We start from the raw sequence: 19,302 nt of genomic DNA on the forward strand, positions 1-19,302 counted from the left end.
TATTTAAAGTATACATTATTCCCACATTAATAACAATCACCTACTAATTCAATTTCAGCGGAGAGATCAATCGCCGGTTGATTTTGGCCATGACTAAAACTTATAGAAGAATTTGAGACATAAGTACATACATAAAACACTAAATACGAACCACTATTTCCCTCTGACTCAAAATTCTGGTAACTTGAAGATCGGTACTGATTATTGCAATCTCTGTAATTGACATATAAATTCAGATTCTGGAGATTCATTCTATGAATGGTGACCTTATACTTTCTACAGGTTATGCAATTTGCATTTGCATTCGCATACTCTTGTCCTAATGTACTTACTTCCGCCAAGGCTTTGCTGTTTGCATCAGCCTTACTAATACTGGAGGAATATTTCCCTTGTGGAACAGTATACACTACTTTACCTCCGATTCCAGGCCAGGAACAATTATTCTTTTGAACAGATTCTTCAATCTTATCGTTATAGAAAACAGCTTTGTTTATCCCATAATTCTGTTGATATTCATTAGTTTTATACGGAGCTTTGCCTAATTGTTCTCTATAGGTTCTTATCAGCCTTCCCATAGCATCATATTCAAATCGGGTAAAGAGATTCAGGTGATCCAGAACATAAGTAAGCTCTCCGGAAAAGGTATCGTACACATATGCTTTAGCAGAAGTATTTTTGGGATGAAACCTAAAGTCATCCATAAAACACGATTCAGCCCCTTCATTATTAGCATAGATTTTGAAATTGGTTCCCGGAGTGAGCGGAATATCAATATGTACCAGTGTCCAGTCTCCAGATTTCTTATTACTTTGTCCTGAACTTACAGATGCAGCCTTCACCACATTATCAATTTCATAATACAATTTCACGTTACCGGCAGGACTGTTTTTAACCCACACACTGGCGATGTAGCTACGTCCGGGAGTAAGTGCATCAATTGGAGCTGAATACTCAAAACCCCGGCTGCCTGCAGCAACAGACAGACTCTTTTGTCCGGTATGATAAGCTCCGGAAGATACAGTACCTGCACCACCAGACACTTCTCCCGGTATACCGGATGAAACAAGTTCATCCTCAACACCGCTATATGCCAATTCTTTGTATTTACTGTAATTTGCACCCGCTACAATTTTACTGTTATTATATCCGTAACGGTTTACAGAATAATTATAATTACGATCATAATCTTCCAGAGGGTTCGAATACACATTATAAAGGTTTATGGTATTGACCATTTTCCAGAATGGTGCATTCATATTGAATTGCTGAATAGGTAACATACCTGTACTGGAATATTGATCAGGTATTTCAATTATGCTTTCCTGTTCCTTACGCCATACATGACCATAAGAGTTATTGTTTTGTTTGATAATCTCTCCGGTTGGAGCAAGTACATTTACATTTTTACTCCAGCTTGTTTTACTACCGTTTATAACTCCGATTTTATTTTGATAGGCATCTACTTTATAATTAATTTTGCTAAAAATCTGACTCAGCATGTTCTTATTACTCATACTGATCACTTTATTTGCCATTTCGGGATATTGCTGGTATGCATATCCTGATTCCGAGATAAATTGATTACCATATGAATCTGAATTCAGGATCTTAGATGGCAGGCCATTTATAAAATCGAAGGCCAGATTTTTCGTAGTCTCTGAAGAGCCATTTATATAATCCTTCCGGGTAGAAGAAAGCATGATAGAAGGATATTGCTCTTTAGCACCCATTATTATATACATCACATTCCGTTCGTTACTCTTATAGAAGAAACGGGCTTCTCCAAACCGCTCTGTGACTAAACCCTGATAATTAAATTTAGCCAGCTCACTTTTATATCCACTTTTAAAATTAGTATTGGAACTTACTTCATCCATCAGGTATTTGTTACTGATTTCCTGAATAAGTTTTCCTTCAGCATCATAATATTTTACACCTAACAGATCTCCAATATTAGCAGTAAAGTCAGCGATAGATAGATTTACGCCATGATTTTTATATTTTCCATAATACTGATCTTGTATAATCTCCCGGCTAATCATTCTCCTGTCAAGTACCCGATACGTATTCTCAGCAAAGCCTTCTTTCTGACTGTCGCCATTTGGATGAATGACTTTATTTCGAATCTGAACTTTTCTGTACATTACTCCGGGTCCGGGAATTTCACGTGCGTATTTAAGTACATTATCTAAATCCTTATTCAGAGCTCTTTTGTATAAAATTCTTGCAATTTCATTAACATTATCTGCAAAGTCTCCTGTCTCAATATTATACGGAACATAAGAAGTTACTCCCCATGAGGTATTATCAATTCCATAATGATAATCTGTCTGATATATGGTGTTATTCACAGTTTTATTACGAATACTTTTTATCCTTGTACCCCCTCCATAATTCATATTCGCATTTAAATTGAAGCGGATATTAATCAAATTAAGTCCCAAAAGCTCCCTGTTAAATCTCAGAATTATTTTATTATCATCAGTCCAGCCGTCATAGAAACAAGTAGGGTTAGAGGTATTGGATTCGAAGAGATGTAGTGGTACCGGATTTGACAACATAAAGACACCATCTATAACACTGCCGGGAGGATAAGATTTCTCAAATTCTTCCTGCTGAATAGGAATTTCTACTTTACATTTATAATTATCTATTTTCTGGTAATTTCTAAGGGGTATACTCAGCTTTCTCTCAAATACTGAGGTCGCATATTCATTACTTTCATAATTTAATTCTATATTACTACCCAAAGGTGAGCTGATGGCACGTAGATTCCAGGCGTCCGTACCAGAAGAAGATGTTGCCGTGACTCTCCTTGCCAGATCCTGATTCCAGGATAGCAATGATCGATCTATATCTCCTTTATAAAAACCCCAAATATCCTGACAATCCTGGCAATAATCCGGATTTTTAGTGATTCTCAGATTAATTTTGCCTGATGTTGTACTTATGTTTTCACCATTTGAAAGTGTATAGATATATCCGCCACCTCTCCTTATTTTGAAGCCGGTTATCATTCCATAGTAAATTGGATTATCACCAGCGCTTTCAATCATCATTCCCATGTCTAAAATGGTATTAGAGCCAAATTGATTAGCAGAAACATATTCGGCCTCAAAAGTTTCTTGATTAGATGCATATGAAAATTTAGTCACCGGAAGTAAATCAGCCCCTCCTTTGCCTCTGAAATGAACACCATCTAATGTTAATTTTCCAAATTTAACATCGGGATTCTGAACACGAAAACTATTAGGGGTTTTCTTTGACAGGTCATAACTATATCCAAAATCAATTACCCTCACCGCTTTAGATTCTAAATTGTTCCTGCCTACTTTTAATACATCATAATTATCAATAATATTACTGTATAATTCATTACTACGATCAGAAGTAACGTATTCACTAGCTTCTGAAATCATACTGGCATCCGAATTTCTCAACAGATAAATTCTATTCAATCTTAACGTTTGTGTAGATGTCGCATCAAATCCACCTGTAATATATCTGTTTGCCAAAGCAGCAGATGTAGCTCCTTTACCATCAACTCTCACCTCTTTTTCAAATATAGCCGTATGTGTACGTGTCCGGATTTTATTAACATAATACAATTCTTTTTGACCGGAAGTATACATAAAATAATTCCTGTCTAAATCCGGGTCTGTTCCCTGGGCTGGTGTACGCCATATATAATTACCGGTCCACTTTCCATAATCCATAGCAACCCAATATCCCCAATCGGCTTCATCAACCAGTCCGTTACTATTTCTATCCACATAATCAGGTCCTGTTACGGCCGTCAATAACCATGTATAAGCATAAGGCTCATTTCTTTTGGTTTCAGTATATCTATACCCTCCCTTATTTGTCGAATTAAAGGAGTATTCGTTATACGAATATACAGGCAAAGCATAATGATAAGTCACTCCGGATTCATTTGTCACCATAAATCCTCCAATTTGGCTACCTCCTTTTGTTGCAGTTGAAGTAATATAACTTCCGTTTGTTATTCGCTGAAACCCTTTAGCCGTATTGCCCACATCTATAAATCCTTTTGCTTTAGCAGAACCACCCCTGATTTCGTCATTAGTAAAATATTTAACATGCTTTGATCCGGCAAGTTCATTCCCGATTCTATTATCCGGTTTGCCTGACATATCGAATGGCATGGTTGGTATAGAAGGCTCAACTCCTCCCTGTTCTGCAACATTTGTTAAATTTTGATCGAAAGAATTAGAAAAATCATTCACAAACCTAAATCCTACATTCTCCCTGAAATTAGGTTGAACTGAATAAGGCCTGCTTAAACTTTTATATTCATACATGTTTTGCAGACTCAACGCTCGCTGAAACAAAAAGGGTTTAATCTGCCCCCCGATTCCTTGTCCTGTTACAGAATAACCATCATATTCCGGAAATGTCCCACCTACCAGTTTTTCGTCATCGTTATTATCTGCTATGTTTAGATTATCAGGAAGTAACCTGTAATTATCATAAGTCCGGTTATCCATGTATTTGGGTCCGGGACCCTGCGAATCAGGATTTGTGTTAAAAATAGGCGTATATAAAGTTCCGCTTGAAGTAACTTGTGCTGTCTCATCAATCCAGTAACGCGTACTTCTGAAAGAAGCACCAATGGAGAAGGTACCAAGAGGAATCGTAAACCCAAAACCGGAGCTACTCGTACTTATTCTTCCCGCATTTTTATTATATAAACTAGCACTCCCACCCATAACTGCAAGGCTTGGTTTGTTGGATGAGCTATTCATGGAAGCAGAGAGTAAATGGCGGGAATTAGTCATCAAAGATAATCCTCCACCAACATTTACATTCTCGAAATTTGTTGAAACACTAAGACTTGGCCCTATATTTAAAGATTCGCCGACAGCAATACCTGAAGATATATTCGTTCCTGCATAACTTCCACCATAAGGGCTCAGTCCGACATCAACTCCCGCTCCTATTGATCCAAGCCTATACCCAAACCCTACACTTGCCCCGATCCCAAAGCCTGAATACGTATCTGATGCAAATACAAGACCTACATTAACAACACTTGCAAAACCGACTTCCAGTCCATAATCTTTTCGGTTTCCACCAACCCAATAATCTCTCCTTTTCAGAGACACTTCCGAAAAATCATCCGGAAATCCAGAAACATTTCTATTAATAGCACCCGGATTCAGTGTCCACCCTAAACCAACCCATGAAGCCTCCAGATCCGGACGAATACCAGCATGATACGATAGAGACAAAGGATACCCGCCCTCTGGTCCGGGAACCTCTAAAAGTGGTAAATTATATGTAAAACTTCCGGTAAGCGGATTGACCATATCAGTAGTATCTACCGGCTCAAAGCTGGAAGCCTCAGGCGATGTCGGACCAGCAGTCAATGCGAGTGCTACAGAAGGACTTAGGATTTCAAATATCATCAACCCGGCAAGTACTATAGCAATACGTCTGGAATATTTATTAAGACTATGAATCAATATCATATCTGCTAACTTTAAAATTTGTCAATAAAAGGTTTGTAATTCAATTGTGCTTTATTTACAGGAAAATTAAGCCTCCCTAAATTAAGTCCAAATTCATCAATACTTAACTTCAAATCATCATCCGGCAGTTCCTCATCAAATACAACCAGAAGATCATTAGATCTTCCTGACTTATAAGTAGGTTGATAATTAATCATACTCGGATAATACGCTTTACCATTCTTGTCAATCAAATATATTTTTTGGTCCATACCGAAAGAAAATAATTGTACATAAGTACCATAATCTTCTGAGGGAAGTTGGGCAAGCAGTTCATTTCCTTTATAAGAAAACTGAACATTGAAATACTTGATAAGATTTGGATTGTTCGTCTTCTGTATTAAGACCGACGGAAGTATCTGTACATTTATTTTAACCTCACTTGGTAATAATGTATCTGAAATAAATCCATTTTCCCTATCAGAAATATATTGAAATGCGTCCTGACTTGATGTAAATTTTTCAGGCATGCCTGTACAGCCGCAAACAAAAACCATGATTATGAACAAAAAAAATAACCTTCTCATTTGATTATTTGTTTAGTTCTTTAAGAACTGCTTCAGTCAGGTCAGTCCCTTCTTCTGCATAAGCAATTGTTCCTGAAGGATTCGCAATAAAAATAAATTTGTAATTATTACGCTTCCCATAATCTTTAAGAAAAACATTAAGTTCTGCTGCGATTTTATTCATGGCATTAGCCTCCTCTGATTGGATATTTTCCTGTATCATTCGCCGATATTCCTCAAGTTGCCTTTGCTTCAATTGGATAATTTGTTCAGACTGATTATCCTTTTTAACAGCAGATTGTCCGTCATACCGAATAATAGCTTCTCTGACTTCCTGGTTTAGTGTATCCAGTTTGGACTTAAATTCTTTAGTTTTTTCTTCAAGTTTTTCCCTTTCCACTTTGGCTCCTTTATATTCCTGAAAAATCCGGGTAGATTCAATATACCCTATCTTATCACTTTTCAAAAACAACACATAAACAACAGAAATTACGCATAAGGCCATACATACCCAAAGGGCAAAAACACTCTTCATAAAAGATAATTAAGTTAAACTATAAAATATTAAAAAAAGCAATTAAACAAGCTATAGCGCTCCGAAAACAGCAAGCTATAATTCAAAAACAGACACTTATCGGTTAATATCAGCACATAATAATTGTACCCAAAGCTATAATTATTAATTCTAAAAAACAAAGCAATCTCTACAATTATTTTAATATTTATTTGCTGTTAAATAATTACACAACGACACTCTTTAACAGCACACGCACATCCTCTTAAGAGCTATAAAAGAGCAACTTAAAATAAGAGTCACAGACCAGACGCTGAATTGAAGTAATACTTTCGAAATACCAAAAAGGTTATTCTTAACTAAGAAACAATCACTTCATTAATATAAAAACAAACCTAAATATTAATAAAAATTTAATTTGTAAATTAAACAAAACAACCTTACCTTAGAAATACAATTATTAACAATGCTCTTTCTTCAACAGAGCGAAATTATTTAACTTGAATTTATTAGTTATGAACAGGTCCATTTGCTTAGCGGTGCTCTTTCTCATTTTTTGTGCGCATACATTCGCCCAATCTTCCGGAACTGGTAAAGAGAGTCATTCAAATACTGCTGATACATCTCCATCTGCAGCAAATGAACTTCCATTATATAATTTATTCTACTTAAGTAAGTTTATAACAAGTAAAAATTCAGAATCAAAAGATCGTATATACAATGCTTTAACACAACAAATTGGGAAAGAAAATATACAGAATTTATTAAAAGATAGCCAATATATAAATGTAAAAACATTTCTCACTGAATATGAAAACAGCATTACCATTGGAATACTTGAAAACTTAACAAAGAACAAAACTGAAATCTCTTTAGACAGTTTAAAAAAGCAAAAAGATACACTGGATAATTTGATAAATCTTGACATTCAGATCAATAATAGAATTTCTGATCTGGACGCTCTGGAAAAAGTTTTACAAAATATAGATAAAGATAGTTTGAAAAAGGATACGTCAAATAATTTTCTTCTGGAACAACATCAGAAAGTAAATAAAAACAGACTTATAACCGATGGAATTAAATTAAACGAACTTTGTAGTGAATCCCTTTTAACGAATCCGGATTCCCTCTCCTCTTTTCTAAATTGTCTTAGAAAAAACACTAGTAATGAAAAAACAGAATTAAAAAACTATAAAGAAAACATACTTAAAACACGTTTAAGTAATAAAGAAATAGCATTCAAACAAATGTTGCAAAGGCAAACAAATAAAATTCTTGAAAATCAAACAGAATCCAGAGATATAAAATTTTATTTTGAGAATCTTATAGAAACAAAAAATAACCAAAATACCCAAATCTCTATTATAACAGCCTCTCAGAATGCGCAACAGAGCCTGTCTTACAGTGGACTTAGTATCCCCAGTCAATCGCAGATGATCGAGGCTATGGCTATTTTTCTAGCCAAAAGAGCAAAACAGGAAGCCGCAATCTGGTTTATGGATCAATTGCGTGAACGAGTCAAAAATCCCCTTATTTATGACACTTTTCCCGAAACAATTGCTCTTCTGGATAATCTGGAAGAATACCATACCGCCAATTTTGGTAAATCATGGCGCTATGCAATCGCCAGTGATTTTGTAAAAATGCCCAAAAATCTGGTTAACGGCAATTGGATAAAACAAACCTTACCGGCTGATAAACAAAAAGACCTGAAAATCGCGGTGGATTTTGGATATGATCTCAATAGTCTGATTATGGAACGATATAACTACAGAGACATTATCCGGAATTTTTATCTGAATCCGGAATACGCTAAAAATAACGAGACAGAATTATCCAAATCTTTGCGCAAATCTTTTGTCGTCCTCTATATAGCAACAAACGAACTCTTCACCCTGCATACAGTAGATAACAAACCCACCTATCGCCTCTTATCTTATGAGGAGCTAAAAACGCTGGATCAGAATCAATGGAATACATTTATAGAATTATTAAAATTAAAGTATAGCTCAGAGTTTTCTGATCTGTACACGAAAATGGGTGATCAGGCAAAAGATTATCAAAATATTACCAAATGGATCAGTAACCTGCTGATATCGCTCAATCAGTTTGATAAGATCAACCAGGAGCAGCAGCAATTGCTGAAATCGGATAAATCTGATAATACAGGACAATCCCTTACCAGTATCTGGAAAGTATTGAATCAGGTCATCAAAGGCATAGATATTGCACCTTACACCGGCGCAGTAAGCAATTCTCCAATGAGTCAACACCTAAAAAGTGTTCAGCATATACTTGGTATAATAGAAGATATCCAGCAGAAGAACTTTACAGCCGCTACGCAGAAGACCATAAGTCTTGCAGATCAATTTTATGGAAATAAATATGGATCAGCAGATTTAAATAAGATATCTTTGAATATCAAGGACAATTTATTGATCCTTAAATCCGGAAGCGAAAAGGAAATTTTCAAAACACAATTCACTTTACCGGGGATAAATCAACTAACTGTGCAACAAACAAAAGATGCACTAGAAGTTAAATATTGGAAGACCAATAATTCCGACCCCATAACTCTTACCCAAAAAGAACTTGAACAAATAAACAGAATAGCATTAATAACCGGGCATCTGAATGAAAAGGACAGAAAAAAAATATTAAAGGAGTTTTCAGACACAAGCAAAACTCTAATTAACGAGCTTATAAACAACACATTAAAGGAAAAGAAGTTTAAGTTTTTCGAGATTATTTCCTTCTATGAAAAGATCACTTCGCAATCAGATTTACAAGGAGTGCAAAAAAGCATTTCGGCGTATTCAAACTTGCTTAACCCGCAAAATTTAAATGATTTAAAAACATTATTAATATCGGGTGACAGCTCTCAATTCGGAAGTACTTATCTCCATAAATATGGAGAACAGTTACTCAAACTCACCAGCTTCTTCGGTGATGTAATGGCGACTCAGGATGCCAATGCATTAGCGCAGGTAATCGAATCGTATGCACTCCCTCCTACCTCTTATAAGCTAAAACAAAAAATGAAAACATCTGTAGATCTTAATGCATATGTAGGTGCTTTCGGAGGAAAACTGGTTACCCACAAATATGCTTCCCTAAGTAAGCAGTTTACAGGTGGTATCACAGCTCCTATAGGAATAACATATAAAAACAATGGCTGGTTTAAACATATCAACCTCCATGCACAACTTCTTGATCTTGGTAATATTGTCAACCATTATTTAGTTACACCGGATTCAGCTTATAATAAGGAAGTTCATTTCACAGAGGTATTCAGTCCGGGTTTAAATCTTTTATACAGCATCAAAAATACACCATTAGTGATTTTTGCAGGAGGAAAAGGAATTCCGCTCAAATCTTATTATGATGAGACACTGAACACAAAAATGAATACCCGGGTTATAGATGCATGGGTATTTAGCCTGGGCTTAAAACTGGATATTCCTCTGCTGAATCTGTATTCCAGATAAAAAAGACAGTAAGGGTAATACCTAATATTGATGCTCAGCAATCAACCTTTTCTTTCCTCTGAAAGAAAAGGTTTTTTGTAAGGTATAACTTACTACAGTTACGATCACGGTTGTCAGCATTGCTGAAGGAGTAGGATAAATATGAAATTCTTCCACAAACAATTTGATCAACCAGTAATTCAGCAAGATACAGAGAAGTACCACCAGAAAATAGCGAAAAAGATGTATCCGTTTTCGTCTGTTGGCTTCCTGAAAAACAACATACATATTCAGATAAAAGCCAATCGGAAAGCTAACGGCAAATGCGATAATAAAAGCAAAGATATGCGGGCTGACTGCAATATGATTATTGATTTGTACAATCTGTTTTTGCAGGATAAAGTTGTAGGAGATAAAGTAAATAAAAATATTTAATGCCGATACACTCCCTCCGCAAAAGCCATATTTAAAAGTTTTGGCCGGAATAAAACGAAAAAAAGACTGATGCAGCTTATCAAGTAACAGTATACTATTTTTCTTAAAAGTGGTATGGATACGTTTTATTAAATACATGGATAGACAAAGATACTTTTTGTACCTAGAAAAAGTAAATTATTATGGTGAGGAATCAAGCAGCCGCCCCCAGTTACAATCCTGAGCTATACAAATTCAATGACAAAGATTGTTGCTTCTTGCTTTCCCTCCGGATATTTACTACCTTAGTACTGGCTTTAGGGGTATTCTGAAAAAGAATTGAGACAGTCCCTTTGAACCTGATCCGGCTTACACCGGCGTAGGGAAAAGCGCATAAGACAGATTATAGTCTTATCCTATCTGCTTCCATTCGGAAATTTCCTCAAGCCATTTTTATAGTATTCATCACATTGAAACAAAATTAAAATGCTCTGGAAACACATTCTCGAAGTACGCAAACAAGCTCCGCTCGTACATAATATCACCAATTACGTTGTCATGAACAATACAGCCAATGCGTTGCTGGCTATCGGTGCATCTCCTATTATGGCACATGCACACAGCGAAGTCAAGGATATGGTCAGTATCTGCCAATCTCTGGTCATCAATATCGGCACATTGGATGAATACAAAACGACTTCCATGAAACTGGCTATTGAAACTGCTATCGAATTGGAAAAACCCTGGATACTGGATCCCGTTGGTGCCGGAGCAACTCCTTACCGGGATCAGATACTGGCCGAACTGCTCCCTTACAGACCTGCCGTGATCCGCGGAAATGCATCCGAGATCATGGCACTGGCTAAGACCAATACCTCTCCTACAAAAGGTGTAGACAGCAGTAATCAAAGTGACGAAGCGCTGGAAGCTGCCAGACAATTACAACAATCCTTCGGCAGTGTAGTGTGCATCTCCGGAGAGACTGATATTATTGTCGGAGAAAACCGCATATACCGTATTGCTAACGGCCATCCGCTGATGACTCAGGTTACCGGACTAGGTTGCAGTGCAACAGCAGTGATCGGAGCATTTATAGGTGTAATAGAAGATAAAGCTGAGGCGACTGTTGCAGCGACAGCCTTGTTCAGTATTGCAGGAGAACTGGCACAACAGATCAGCACCGGGCCGGGATCGCTGCAGGTCCACATACTGGACAAACTCTATAATATCACGGAGCAACAGTTTATCGATACTCTAAAGATTCAAAGCTGATGCAAATACATCCTGCTTTTCCTTATCCGCTCTATCTTGTCATCTCTGAGGCCGACTGTCAGGGAAAAGATATTCTTCATGTAGCTGAACAGGCTATACTCGGAGGTGTAGACATAATTCAGCTTCGGGAAAAGCATGCTTCCACCCGTGAATTTATTGAGAAGGCACTGCGATTGAAAGAAATCACAGAAAAGTATCATATCCCGCTTATGATCAACGACAATTTAAGAGTGGCTATCGCAGTAGAAGCATTTGGTATACATGTAGGCAACAGCGATACTCCACCTACTGTGATTCGTGACAAGTGGCCGGACTGCAGTTGCCTGGGCTATTCTATAGAATACCTGGATCAATTGGATAATCCCGAGACGGCTACGGCAGATTATCTGGGTATCAGTCCTGTATTCGTCACCGACACCAAAACCGACACCGTGACTGAATGGGGACTGGAAGGTATACAGCAGATCCGGCAACGAAGTGACAAACCACTAATTGCAATTGGCCATATGAATTCACAAAATATCTCTTCGGTTATGCAGGCAGGAGCAGATACTATCGCTGTAGTATCTGCTATCTGTGCAGCGGCGAACCCGCAGCAGGCCGCATATGAACTTAAAAACAAGATTTTAACCTCATGAATACCAAATACAACTATATCCCCGTACTCAGTATCGCCGGATTTGATGGAAGTGGCGGTGCAGGCATACAAGCCGATATGAAGACTTTTTCAGCGCTCGGATGTTATGCTACCTCTGTGCTGACTGCACTACCGGTACAAAATACACAGGGAGTACGCAGCATTTACCCCATTCCTACCGCTGCCGTACAGGAACAGATACACACTATCCTGGATGATATCTTTCCAAAAGCCATAAAAATAGGAATGGTTCACACCTCTGAACTGGTTCACATTATAACAGACACTTTAGGCCACTATCCTTCTGTGCCTGTCGTTTTTGATCCGGTCATGGTCGCTACAAGCGGACACAAGCTGATAGAAGACAGCACTATCCGTACACTTGTCGAACAACTCTTCCCGATCACAACAGTACTTACACCCAATATGGATGAAGCGGCTATATTAGCCGAAATGGACGTAAAAACACTGGATGACATGTATATAGCCGGTGAAAAAATACTAAAACTTGGCTGTCAGTCGGTATTACTAAAAGGTGGTCATCTGCAAACCACCATGCTCACCTCTCTTTTCTTCGATCAATCGGGTTCAGTACAAACATTCGAATTTGAAAAATTCGAAACAAATAATACACATGGTTCGGGCTGCACCCTGTCTTCTGCTATCGCAAGTTATCTGGCCCGGGGAAAAAGTCTGTCTGAAGCTGTCAGACTCGGACAGGACTATGTCCACCAGGCAATCCTGAACGGTAAAGACGTACAGATCGGAAAAGGTAACGGCCCACTTAATCATTTTTTCAACCCTCAAAAGCTTATCAAACATGAATTGGTCTGAACAAGCCTGGAAAACAATCCAGCCGGTCTATACGAATATATTGCAGATGCCCTTTATCACTGAATTAAGGAACGGCACCTTAGCTGTTGAAAAGTTTCAGTTCTATATGGCGCAGGATTCCGCTTATCTGGAACATTTCGGAAGAGCATTATCTCTTATCGGGGCACGTGCAGATCACATACAGGATGCGCTGGCATTTATGCGCTTCGGAGCCAATGCAATTATTGTTGAAAATGCCCTGCATGAGTCTTATTTTAAAGATTTTGGTGTTACGGAGCGCGGACAGATCCAGCCCGCATGTCATCACTACATTCATTTCTTGAAAAGTACTGCAGCTTTGGATGCAGTCGAAGTAGGAATTGCCGCCTTACTTCCCTGTTTCTGGATTTACAAACAGGTAGGCGATTATATCTATACACATCAACGACAGGAAAATAATCCTTATCAGAAATGGATAGACACCTATGCAGGTGAAGAATTCGGAGAAGAGGTCCGAAAAGCAATCGCTATATGTGACAGAGTAGCCGCATCAGCAACTACAGACATCCGTCTAAAAATGACAGAGGCCTTTGTCACAGCTTCCCGACTGGAATTTGAGTTTTGGGAGGCAGCTTATCAGTTAAGAAAATGGTAAGAGCGTATTTTTAAGATACGCTCTTATACAAAATTGTATTCTGAGAATTTGTTTCAAATGGAGAAATAAACAAATCCGGATTGCCTAATCTCTGGGTAATTTATCCGGTCTGCGCATTTTATAGTCTGTAGCGGTAATTGCATTGAGGAATGCAGCTACATCCTGTATCTCTTCTTTCGTCAGTTTTAAAGGCTTCATCAGCGGATCAGTCACCGGGTACATCGGATCTTTGGCCTTCTGCTCGGCAGTAGCACTATTCATCTGCATACCACTATTATACATATTCAGCAATCCTGTGATATCCCAAAATAATCCATTGTGCATCCAGGGGTTTGTACTCATTACATCCCGCAACGATGGTGTACGAAATTTACCTACATCATCCGGATTATGTGTTACATGATAACGTCCCAGATCTTCATACTTGCGTTTGTAATAAGTCAAACCGATATTATGAAAATCCTCATCTGTAAAATACTGCCCGCTATGGCAATTCATACAACGCGCTTTGGTTCGGAAAAGATGCAGACCACTGATTTCCTGATCCGAAAGATACTTATATTCGCCATCTAAAAACCGGTCAAACCGGCTTCTCCGGCTGGATATGGTATTCTGAAATGCTGCCAGAGACTGGGTAATCATATTGAAAGTAATAACATCTGTTCCGAAAGCCTTTTGAAACAGTTCACGGTAAGCTTTATACTGCTGCAGTTTGGCCGGAAGCTGAGAAGCATCCATTGCCATTTCATTATGTGCCTGGATCGGCCCCAGTACCTGCTCTTCTAATGTAGCCGCTCGTCCGTCCCAGAAAAAGGTCTTACGGGAATGAGCATTCAGAAGCGAAGGTGTATTTCGGTTGCCGCTCAGATGATCATGTCCTACAGGCACCTGTACTTTATCTGCCCATGAGGTCTGCGGATTGTGACAGGAACTACACGAGATCTGATTAGAGCCTGACAATATGGGATCGAAAAAAAGATTTTTACCCAGAATCACTTCCGGGCGTTCCATCATAGCAAAATATCCGGTATCAAAGTTAGGCAGAGATTTGAATTCTTCCCATTTCACTCCCGAATCTATAACAGGTCTCGGCCATTCTCCAACCGGACGCTGATATAAGGACCGTAAAGAATCCACTCCTATTTGTTCGTGTTGTGACTCAAATCCTTTAAAAGAAAGCAACACTACAAAACCAATTATTAAGCTCAAGATAATACCAATCCTCATTTTTCGACGTTTCTGGGCACAAAATTAACTTTTTTATTTAGATTTAGTATAAATAATTTGCAACTAATCTGTTTCTTTGCGTACTTTTGCCGTCTATTTAGATTAATTTAAAATAGAGGTTAACCCAAACTTTTCTGTATGTTTCGTTTTCTGCCTATATATTTATTCTTTGTGCTTGAGGTCACCTCCATTATAGGAACACCAAATAAATTGTACGCACAACAAAAGACAATAAAAGGTACTCTTACAGATGAACAATCCAAACCACTCGCTTTTGCCAATATACAGATTTTAGAAATTGGATTGGATACACGTTCTGATGAGAAAGGATCATACAGTATACAGTTAAACGGAGCAATCCCTTCTAGTTATACCATCCGGTTTTCATTCTTAGGAAAGAAGACCATTGAACGGGAGTATAACTTCAATAACATGAGTACAATTCCCCCAGTTACTCTATATAACAATAGTCTGGCTTTAGAGGAAGTATCTGTGCAAGCTACTAAAGGATCTCAGAGTAATTCCTCTCTCCTCATTGACAGAGATATGATTGAGCGGTATCCATCGTTGAGTCTGAACGATCTGCTCAACTTGCTTCCTAATAGAAAAGTCTCTGCCCCATCTGTTCAGGAGATGCAGAACATAACTTTAAGAGGAGCATTTGAAGAAACTTCAGGCCGATTTAGAAATGTGCACGGGATGAGCAATGCTTTCGGTGTCGCCATTATTATGGATGATATTGCGATGAGTAACAATGCAAATATGCAAAGTAGAAATCCAGGTATTTTTGGATTGAGCGGTTCTAACCTCGCGGTATCGCAATCTGAATACAACCTGACTGGAAATCGCGCTGCTACGGCAAACAGCTACAGCGGAGAGAGCAGTTTTGGAGGAATAGATTTAAGGCAAATTCCGACAGAGAATATCGAACGTATAGAAGTTATCTCCGGTGTAGCTCCGGTACGCTATGGAGATATATCTGATGGGGCAATTATTATTGAGAGACAAGCGGGTAAAACTCCAGCGTTTGTTCGTCTTCAAAGCAGAAATAATGCGACCTCATATGGTTTTTCCAAAGGATTCAGTCTGAGTCCTGCTTTAGGTGATCTAAATGTAGACATGGGATATGTCAATTCCTTTGCAGACAACCGCGATAAGATCAAACAGTATCGCAGAATTAACGGTACTGTAATCTGGACGACCAGATTCGGGAATAAAAAACAGTGGAAACATACTCTGCAGGGTACGTACAACAAAGTGCTGGATGGAGTAGCCAAAGATGAAGATGATACACAATCTACTATAGTAAAATATGGCAACTGGAACTTTAATGCATCAAGCAGGACCAGTTATCAGATTAATAACAGTTTTTTCAAACGTTTTGGATTAAATTTAGGCGTTAGCACAGCTCATCAGCAATCTTATAAAGAGTATTATTATAATGACGCTTTTGTCCTTTATACAGACACGTTACAAACTGGAATCGTAGAAGGAAATTACGACAAAGGTCAATATACTGCCGTTGATCATGTGGATGGAAGGCCCTTAAATCTAACCGGTAGATTAGAAACCAATGCCGTTTGGAAGGTTGGAAACTTAACACACAACATCAATTTTGGTGTCAATGCGGATTATTCTATAAATAATGGAAAAGGAAGACTGGCTGATCCCAGCAGACCCAATAAAGGCTTAAGCCTTAATACAGAAAGGTATTACGACTTCTCTCTCCTTACGCCTGTAAAGAATTTAGGACTATATCTTGAAGATCAGTTCAAAGCATCCGTTTTTGGCAATCCGCTTGCTGTATCAGCCGGAGTAAGATGGGATACACAAAATGGTCACCAATCCTTTTCACCACGCACAAATATCAGTTACAGACCCAGCAAAGAACTACAGCTTGGCCTTGCTTATGGGTTATCCTTTAAAGCACCGAGTCTCGCCCATCTATACCCGGGACCGGTATTTACCGAATACCTGTTATTGAATGCATACAACGGAAAACAAGCTGAAAGTACATCAAGAATATATGTCCACCGGTATGATCCGCCAAGTGAACAATTAAAAGCTCAGTATTCGCAAACATTAGAAGGTTCAGCAATGTGGAATAAACACAACCACTCCGTTCGTGTAAATGCCTTTTTGAAGCAAAACAGAAATGGAATAAATACCATATCCAACCGTGAAAGATTAATGTTACCGGTCTATGAAGCAACTCCTGTCACAGGAAGCAAGCCATTAGTGGAAGTCGTTGGAGAAAAAGCCTATATGCTTAATAAAAGAACACTTCAAAATTCGCTAAGTACAGATAATTACGGGTTTGAAGTACTATACAGTTCTCCAAAGATTGAAGCACTCTACACATCTGTAAATATTGCAGGAGGTCTGACTAAAGCGACCTCAAAGAGTAATGCGAAATATGAAGAGAGTTTCAATACTTCAGGTTCTGATCCAAAGGATGTAACTCTCGGAATTTTTAATCCGCTTAAAAATAACAGCTACCTCAGCAACGCTCGTGTCGGCACAACAACACATTTTCCAAAACTACGTCTCATTATACAAATAATGGCTGACTTTCAACTCCTTAATTATTCCTCACTTACAGACATCCAATACTATCCGATAGCATACTACACCAGGGATCTAACCTACTATGAGGTTACAAAATATGACCCTCAAAACCCTGCACATCTCTATTTGTATGAACAAAGAGTGAAAAAAATGAAAGATTACAATAGTGAAAACGATGGTATCTTCTGCAATTTCAATCTTAGTATGGCTAAAGAAATCAATAAAAACTTACGTCTGTCTTTTAATGTATACAACTTCTTAGATTATCAGCCCAGATATTATATAGTTCAAAACACTACCGTGAAAACACCTAATTCTTCACCTAATTATGGCGCACAGATTACCTATAAATTTTAACACTATATTTTAATAACATGAAAAAAATACTTTACCTTTTCATCCTACTACTCCCGTTTGCGGCATGTAAAAAGGAAACTCCGGATGTTGCAACAATAGATGTTGATTTAAAGATCAATTACTCCAATACTGATTTTCAAAAAACCTTTCCTTTGAAAAATATTCAGATAACATTAAGAAATCTGTCTACAAATGTTGTCACAAAATATGTTGCAAACGGAGGTACTTTTCAGATTGCCGGATTAGCACCGGGATCATATGACATAGATGCATCTGTAACTATTCCCAGACAAGAATACACTACTCTTGCCGGAGAAGATCCCGGAACAGACATTACATTTAATGCATCCAATAAAAGAGTATCTCTGATAAACGCTACATCACTTGAATTTAATTTGATTGCCGGGCAGACAGGCTCATTTGTAATCAAACAAATCTACTATGCAGGATCAGATAACAAGGAAGGAGCGCTGTACAGAGATCAGTTTATAGAAATATACAACAATACAGATCAGGTTCTTTATGCTGACAGTCTTTATTTCGGTCGTTTGTATGGAAGACAGAGTACCAGAACGGCTACGACTCATATACAGGCCAATGGTCAGCATGACTGGAGTAAATCTCTTAACATGACTGTAGGAAATGCTGCTAATACAGATTATGTATATGGTCGTGATTTATTTATGGTTCCGGGAACAGGGAAAGATTATCCGGTACAACCCGGTCAAAGCATTATTATTGCGCAAAACGCACTTAACCACAAAATTCCTTTTATAGGAGCAGATGGTAAAGAAGTTCCAATTAAAAAACCTGAATTAACAGTTGACCTGAGCGGTGCAAATTTTGAAGTATATTATGGTAAACTACCGAGTATAAACCCTTTACCATCCGATATTGACAATCCTTCCGTACCTAATGTTGATATTATCGACTATGAAGCGCGTGACTGGATCCTGGACAGTCCGGGAAGAGATTCTTATTTTATATTTAAAGGACAAACACGCCAGGCAGTAGAAGCACTGAAAAGCTACTATGAACCGACTTTATCAGCTCCGTCAGCAAGCGCAAAAACATACAGACATATCCCATCAGCATGGTTAATGGATGCTGTAGAAGTTCAACCCAATCTACCGGATAGCCGTATACCTAAAAAATTACTTCCTGCATTTGATTCAGGATATACATTCGCAACAGACGGCTCTTATTCTTCACAATCTGTTATCCGCAAAACAGCGACTACTGTCTCAGGCCGAAGAGTATTGAAAGATACAAATAACTCAACAGAAGATTTTACAGTAATAAAAGCAAACCCAAGAGGATTTGCAGACTAATAACTGAGCG

General features: G+C 38.1%; 12 protein-coding genes and 1 riboswitch. Of the genes, 7 read left to right on the plus strand and 5 right to left on the minus strand.

Going from position 1 to position 19,302, the window contains the following annotated elements; genetic code table 11:
• Positions 1 to 26: 26 nt before the first annotated feature.
• The 3 genes from B4B65_RS14800 to B4B65_RS14810 form a co-directional block, all read right to left on the minus strand.
• Positions 27 to 5,492, minus strand: a complete 5,466-nt coding sequence (locus B4B65_RS14800) for a DUF5977 domain-containing protein (RefSeq protein ID WP_293916383.1) — start codon at positions 5,490 to 5,492, stop codon at positions 27 to 29.
• Positions 5,493 to 5,503: 11 nt separating this feature from the next.
• Positions 5,504 to 6,001, minus strand: coding sequence for a hypothetical protein (locus B4B65_RS14805; protein ID WP_293916385.1), 498 nt, complete (start codon positions 5,999 to 6,001; stop codon positions 5,504 to 5,506).
• Positions 6,002 to 6,062: 61 nt separating this feature from the next.
• The gene (locus tag B4B65_RS14810; protein ID WP_293916387.1) at positions 6,063 to 6,572 is read right to left on the minus strand and encodes an OmpH family outer membrane protein; all 510 of its coding nucleotides are present in this window, start codon (positions 6,570 to 6,572) and stop codon (positions 6,063 to 6,065) included.
• Positions 6,573 to 7,066: 494 nt separating this feature from the next.
• Between B4B65_RS14810 and B4B65_RS14815 the strand changes: the two genes are divergently transcribed.
• The gene (locus B4B65_RS14815) at positions 7,067 to 10,039 is read left to right on the plus strand and encodes a hypothetical protein (RefSeq protein ID WP_293916389.1); all 2,973 of its coding nucleotides are present in this window, start codon (positions 7,067 to 7,069) and stop codon (positions 10,037 to 10,039) included.
• 21 nt (positions 10,040 to 10,060) lie between these two features.
• Here B4B65_RS14815 and B4B65_RS14820 read toward each other — a convergent pair whose 3' ends face one another.
• On the minus strand, positions 10,061 to 10,591 hold the full coding sequence (locus B4B65_RS14820) for a GtrA family protein (RefSeq protein WP_293916391.1): 531 nt from the start codon (positions 10,589 to 10,591) through the stop codon (positions 10,061 to 10,063).
• A 150-nt stretch (positions 10,592 to 10,741) separates the two neighbouring features.
• Positions 10,742 to 10,835, plus strand: a riboswitch (TPP riboswitch).
• Positions 10,836 to 10,918: 83 nt separating this feature from the next.
• On the opposite strand from B4B65_RS14820, the gene thiM reads away from it, so the two are divergent.
• The 4 genes from thiM to tenA are packed head-to-tail and all read left to right on the plus strand — an operon-like array spanning position 10,919 to position 13,809.
• A complete protein-coding gene (gene thiM, locus B4B65_RS14825) occupies positions 10,919 to 11,704 on the plus strand; it encodes a hydroxyethylthiazole kinase (RefSeq protein WP_293916393.1) in 786 nt (261 codons plus the stop codon).
• Positions 11,704 to 12,342 carry a thiamine phosphate synthase gene (gene thiE / locus B4B65_RS14830; protein WP_293916395.1) on the plus strand — a complete coding sequence of 213 codons (639 nt, stop codon included), beginning with the start codon at positions 11,704 to 11,706 and terminating at the stop codon, positions 12,340 to 12,342. The genes thiM and thiE overlap by 1 nt, the downstream gene beginning before the upstream one ends.
• Positions 12,339 to 13,175, plus strand: a complete 837-nt coding sequence (thiD, locus tag B4B65_RS14835; RefSeq protein ID WP_293916397.1) for a bifunctional hydroxymethylpyrimidine kinase/phosphomethylpyrimidine kinase — start codon at positions 12,339 to 12,341, stop codon at positions 13,173 to 13,175. Before thiE ends, thiD begins: the two co-directional genes overlap by 4 nt.
• Complete coding sequence (gene tenA / locus B4B65_RS14840; protein WP_293916399.1) at positions 13,162 to 13,809, plus strand: thiaminase II; 648 nt, start codon at positions 13,162 to 13,164, stop codon at positions 13,807 to 13,809. Before thiD ends, tenA begins: the two co-directional genes overlap by 14 nt.
• A gap of 84 nt (positions 13,810 to 13,893) precedes the next feature.
• Here tenA and B4B65_RS14845 read toward each other — a convergent pair whose 3' ends face one another.
• A complete protein-coding gene (locus B4B65_RS14845; RefSeq protein ID WP_293916401.1) occupies positions 13,894 to 15,018 on the minus strand; it encodes a cytochrome-c peroxidase in 1,125 nt (374 codons plus the stop codon).
• Positions 15,019 to 15,174: 156 nt separating this feature from the next.
• On the opposite strand from B4B65_RS14845, the gene B4B65_RS14850 reads away from it, so the two are divergent.
• Positions 15,175 to 17,961, plus strand: a complete 2,787-nt coding sequence (locus tag B4B65_RS14850) for a TonB-dependent receptor (protein WP_293916403.1) — start codon at positions 15,175 to 15,177, stop codon at positions 17,959 to 17,961.
• A 17-nt stretch (positions 17,962 to 17,978) separates the two neighbouring features.
• The gene (locus tag B4B65_RS14855) at positions 17,979 to 19,292 is read left to right on the plus strand and encodes a DUF4876 domain-containing protein (protein ID WP_293916405.1); all 1,314 of its coding nucleotides are present in this window, start codon (positions 17,979 to 17,981) and stop codon (positions 19,290 to 19,292) included.
• The last annotated feature ends 10 nt before the right edge of the window (positions 19,293 to 19,302 follow it).

It is taken from the genome of Sphingobacterium sp. UBA5789 (assembly GCF_002418355.1).
In the GTDB taxonomy this organism is placed as follows: Bacteria; Bacteroidota; Bacteroidia; order Sphingobacteriales; family Sphingobacteriaceae; genus Sphingobacterium.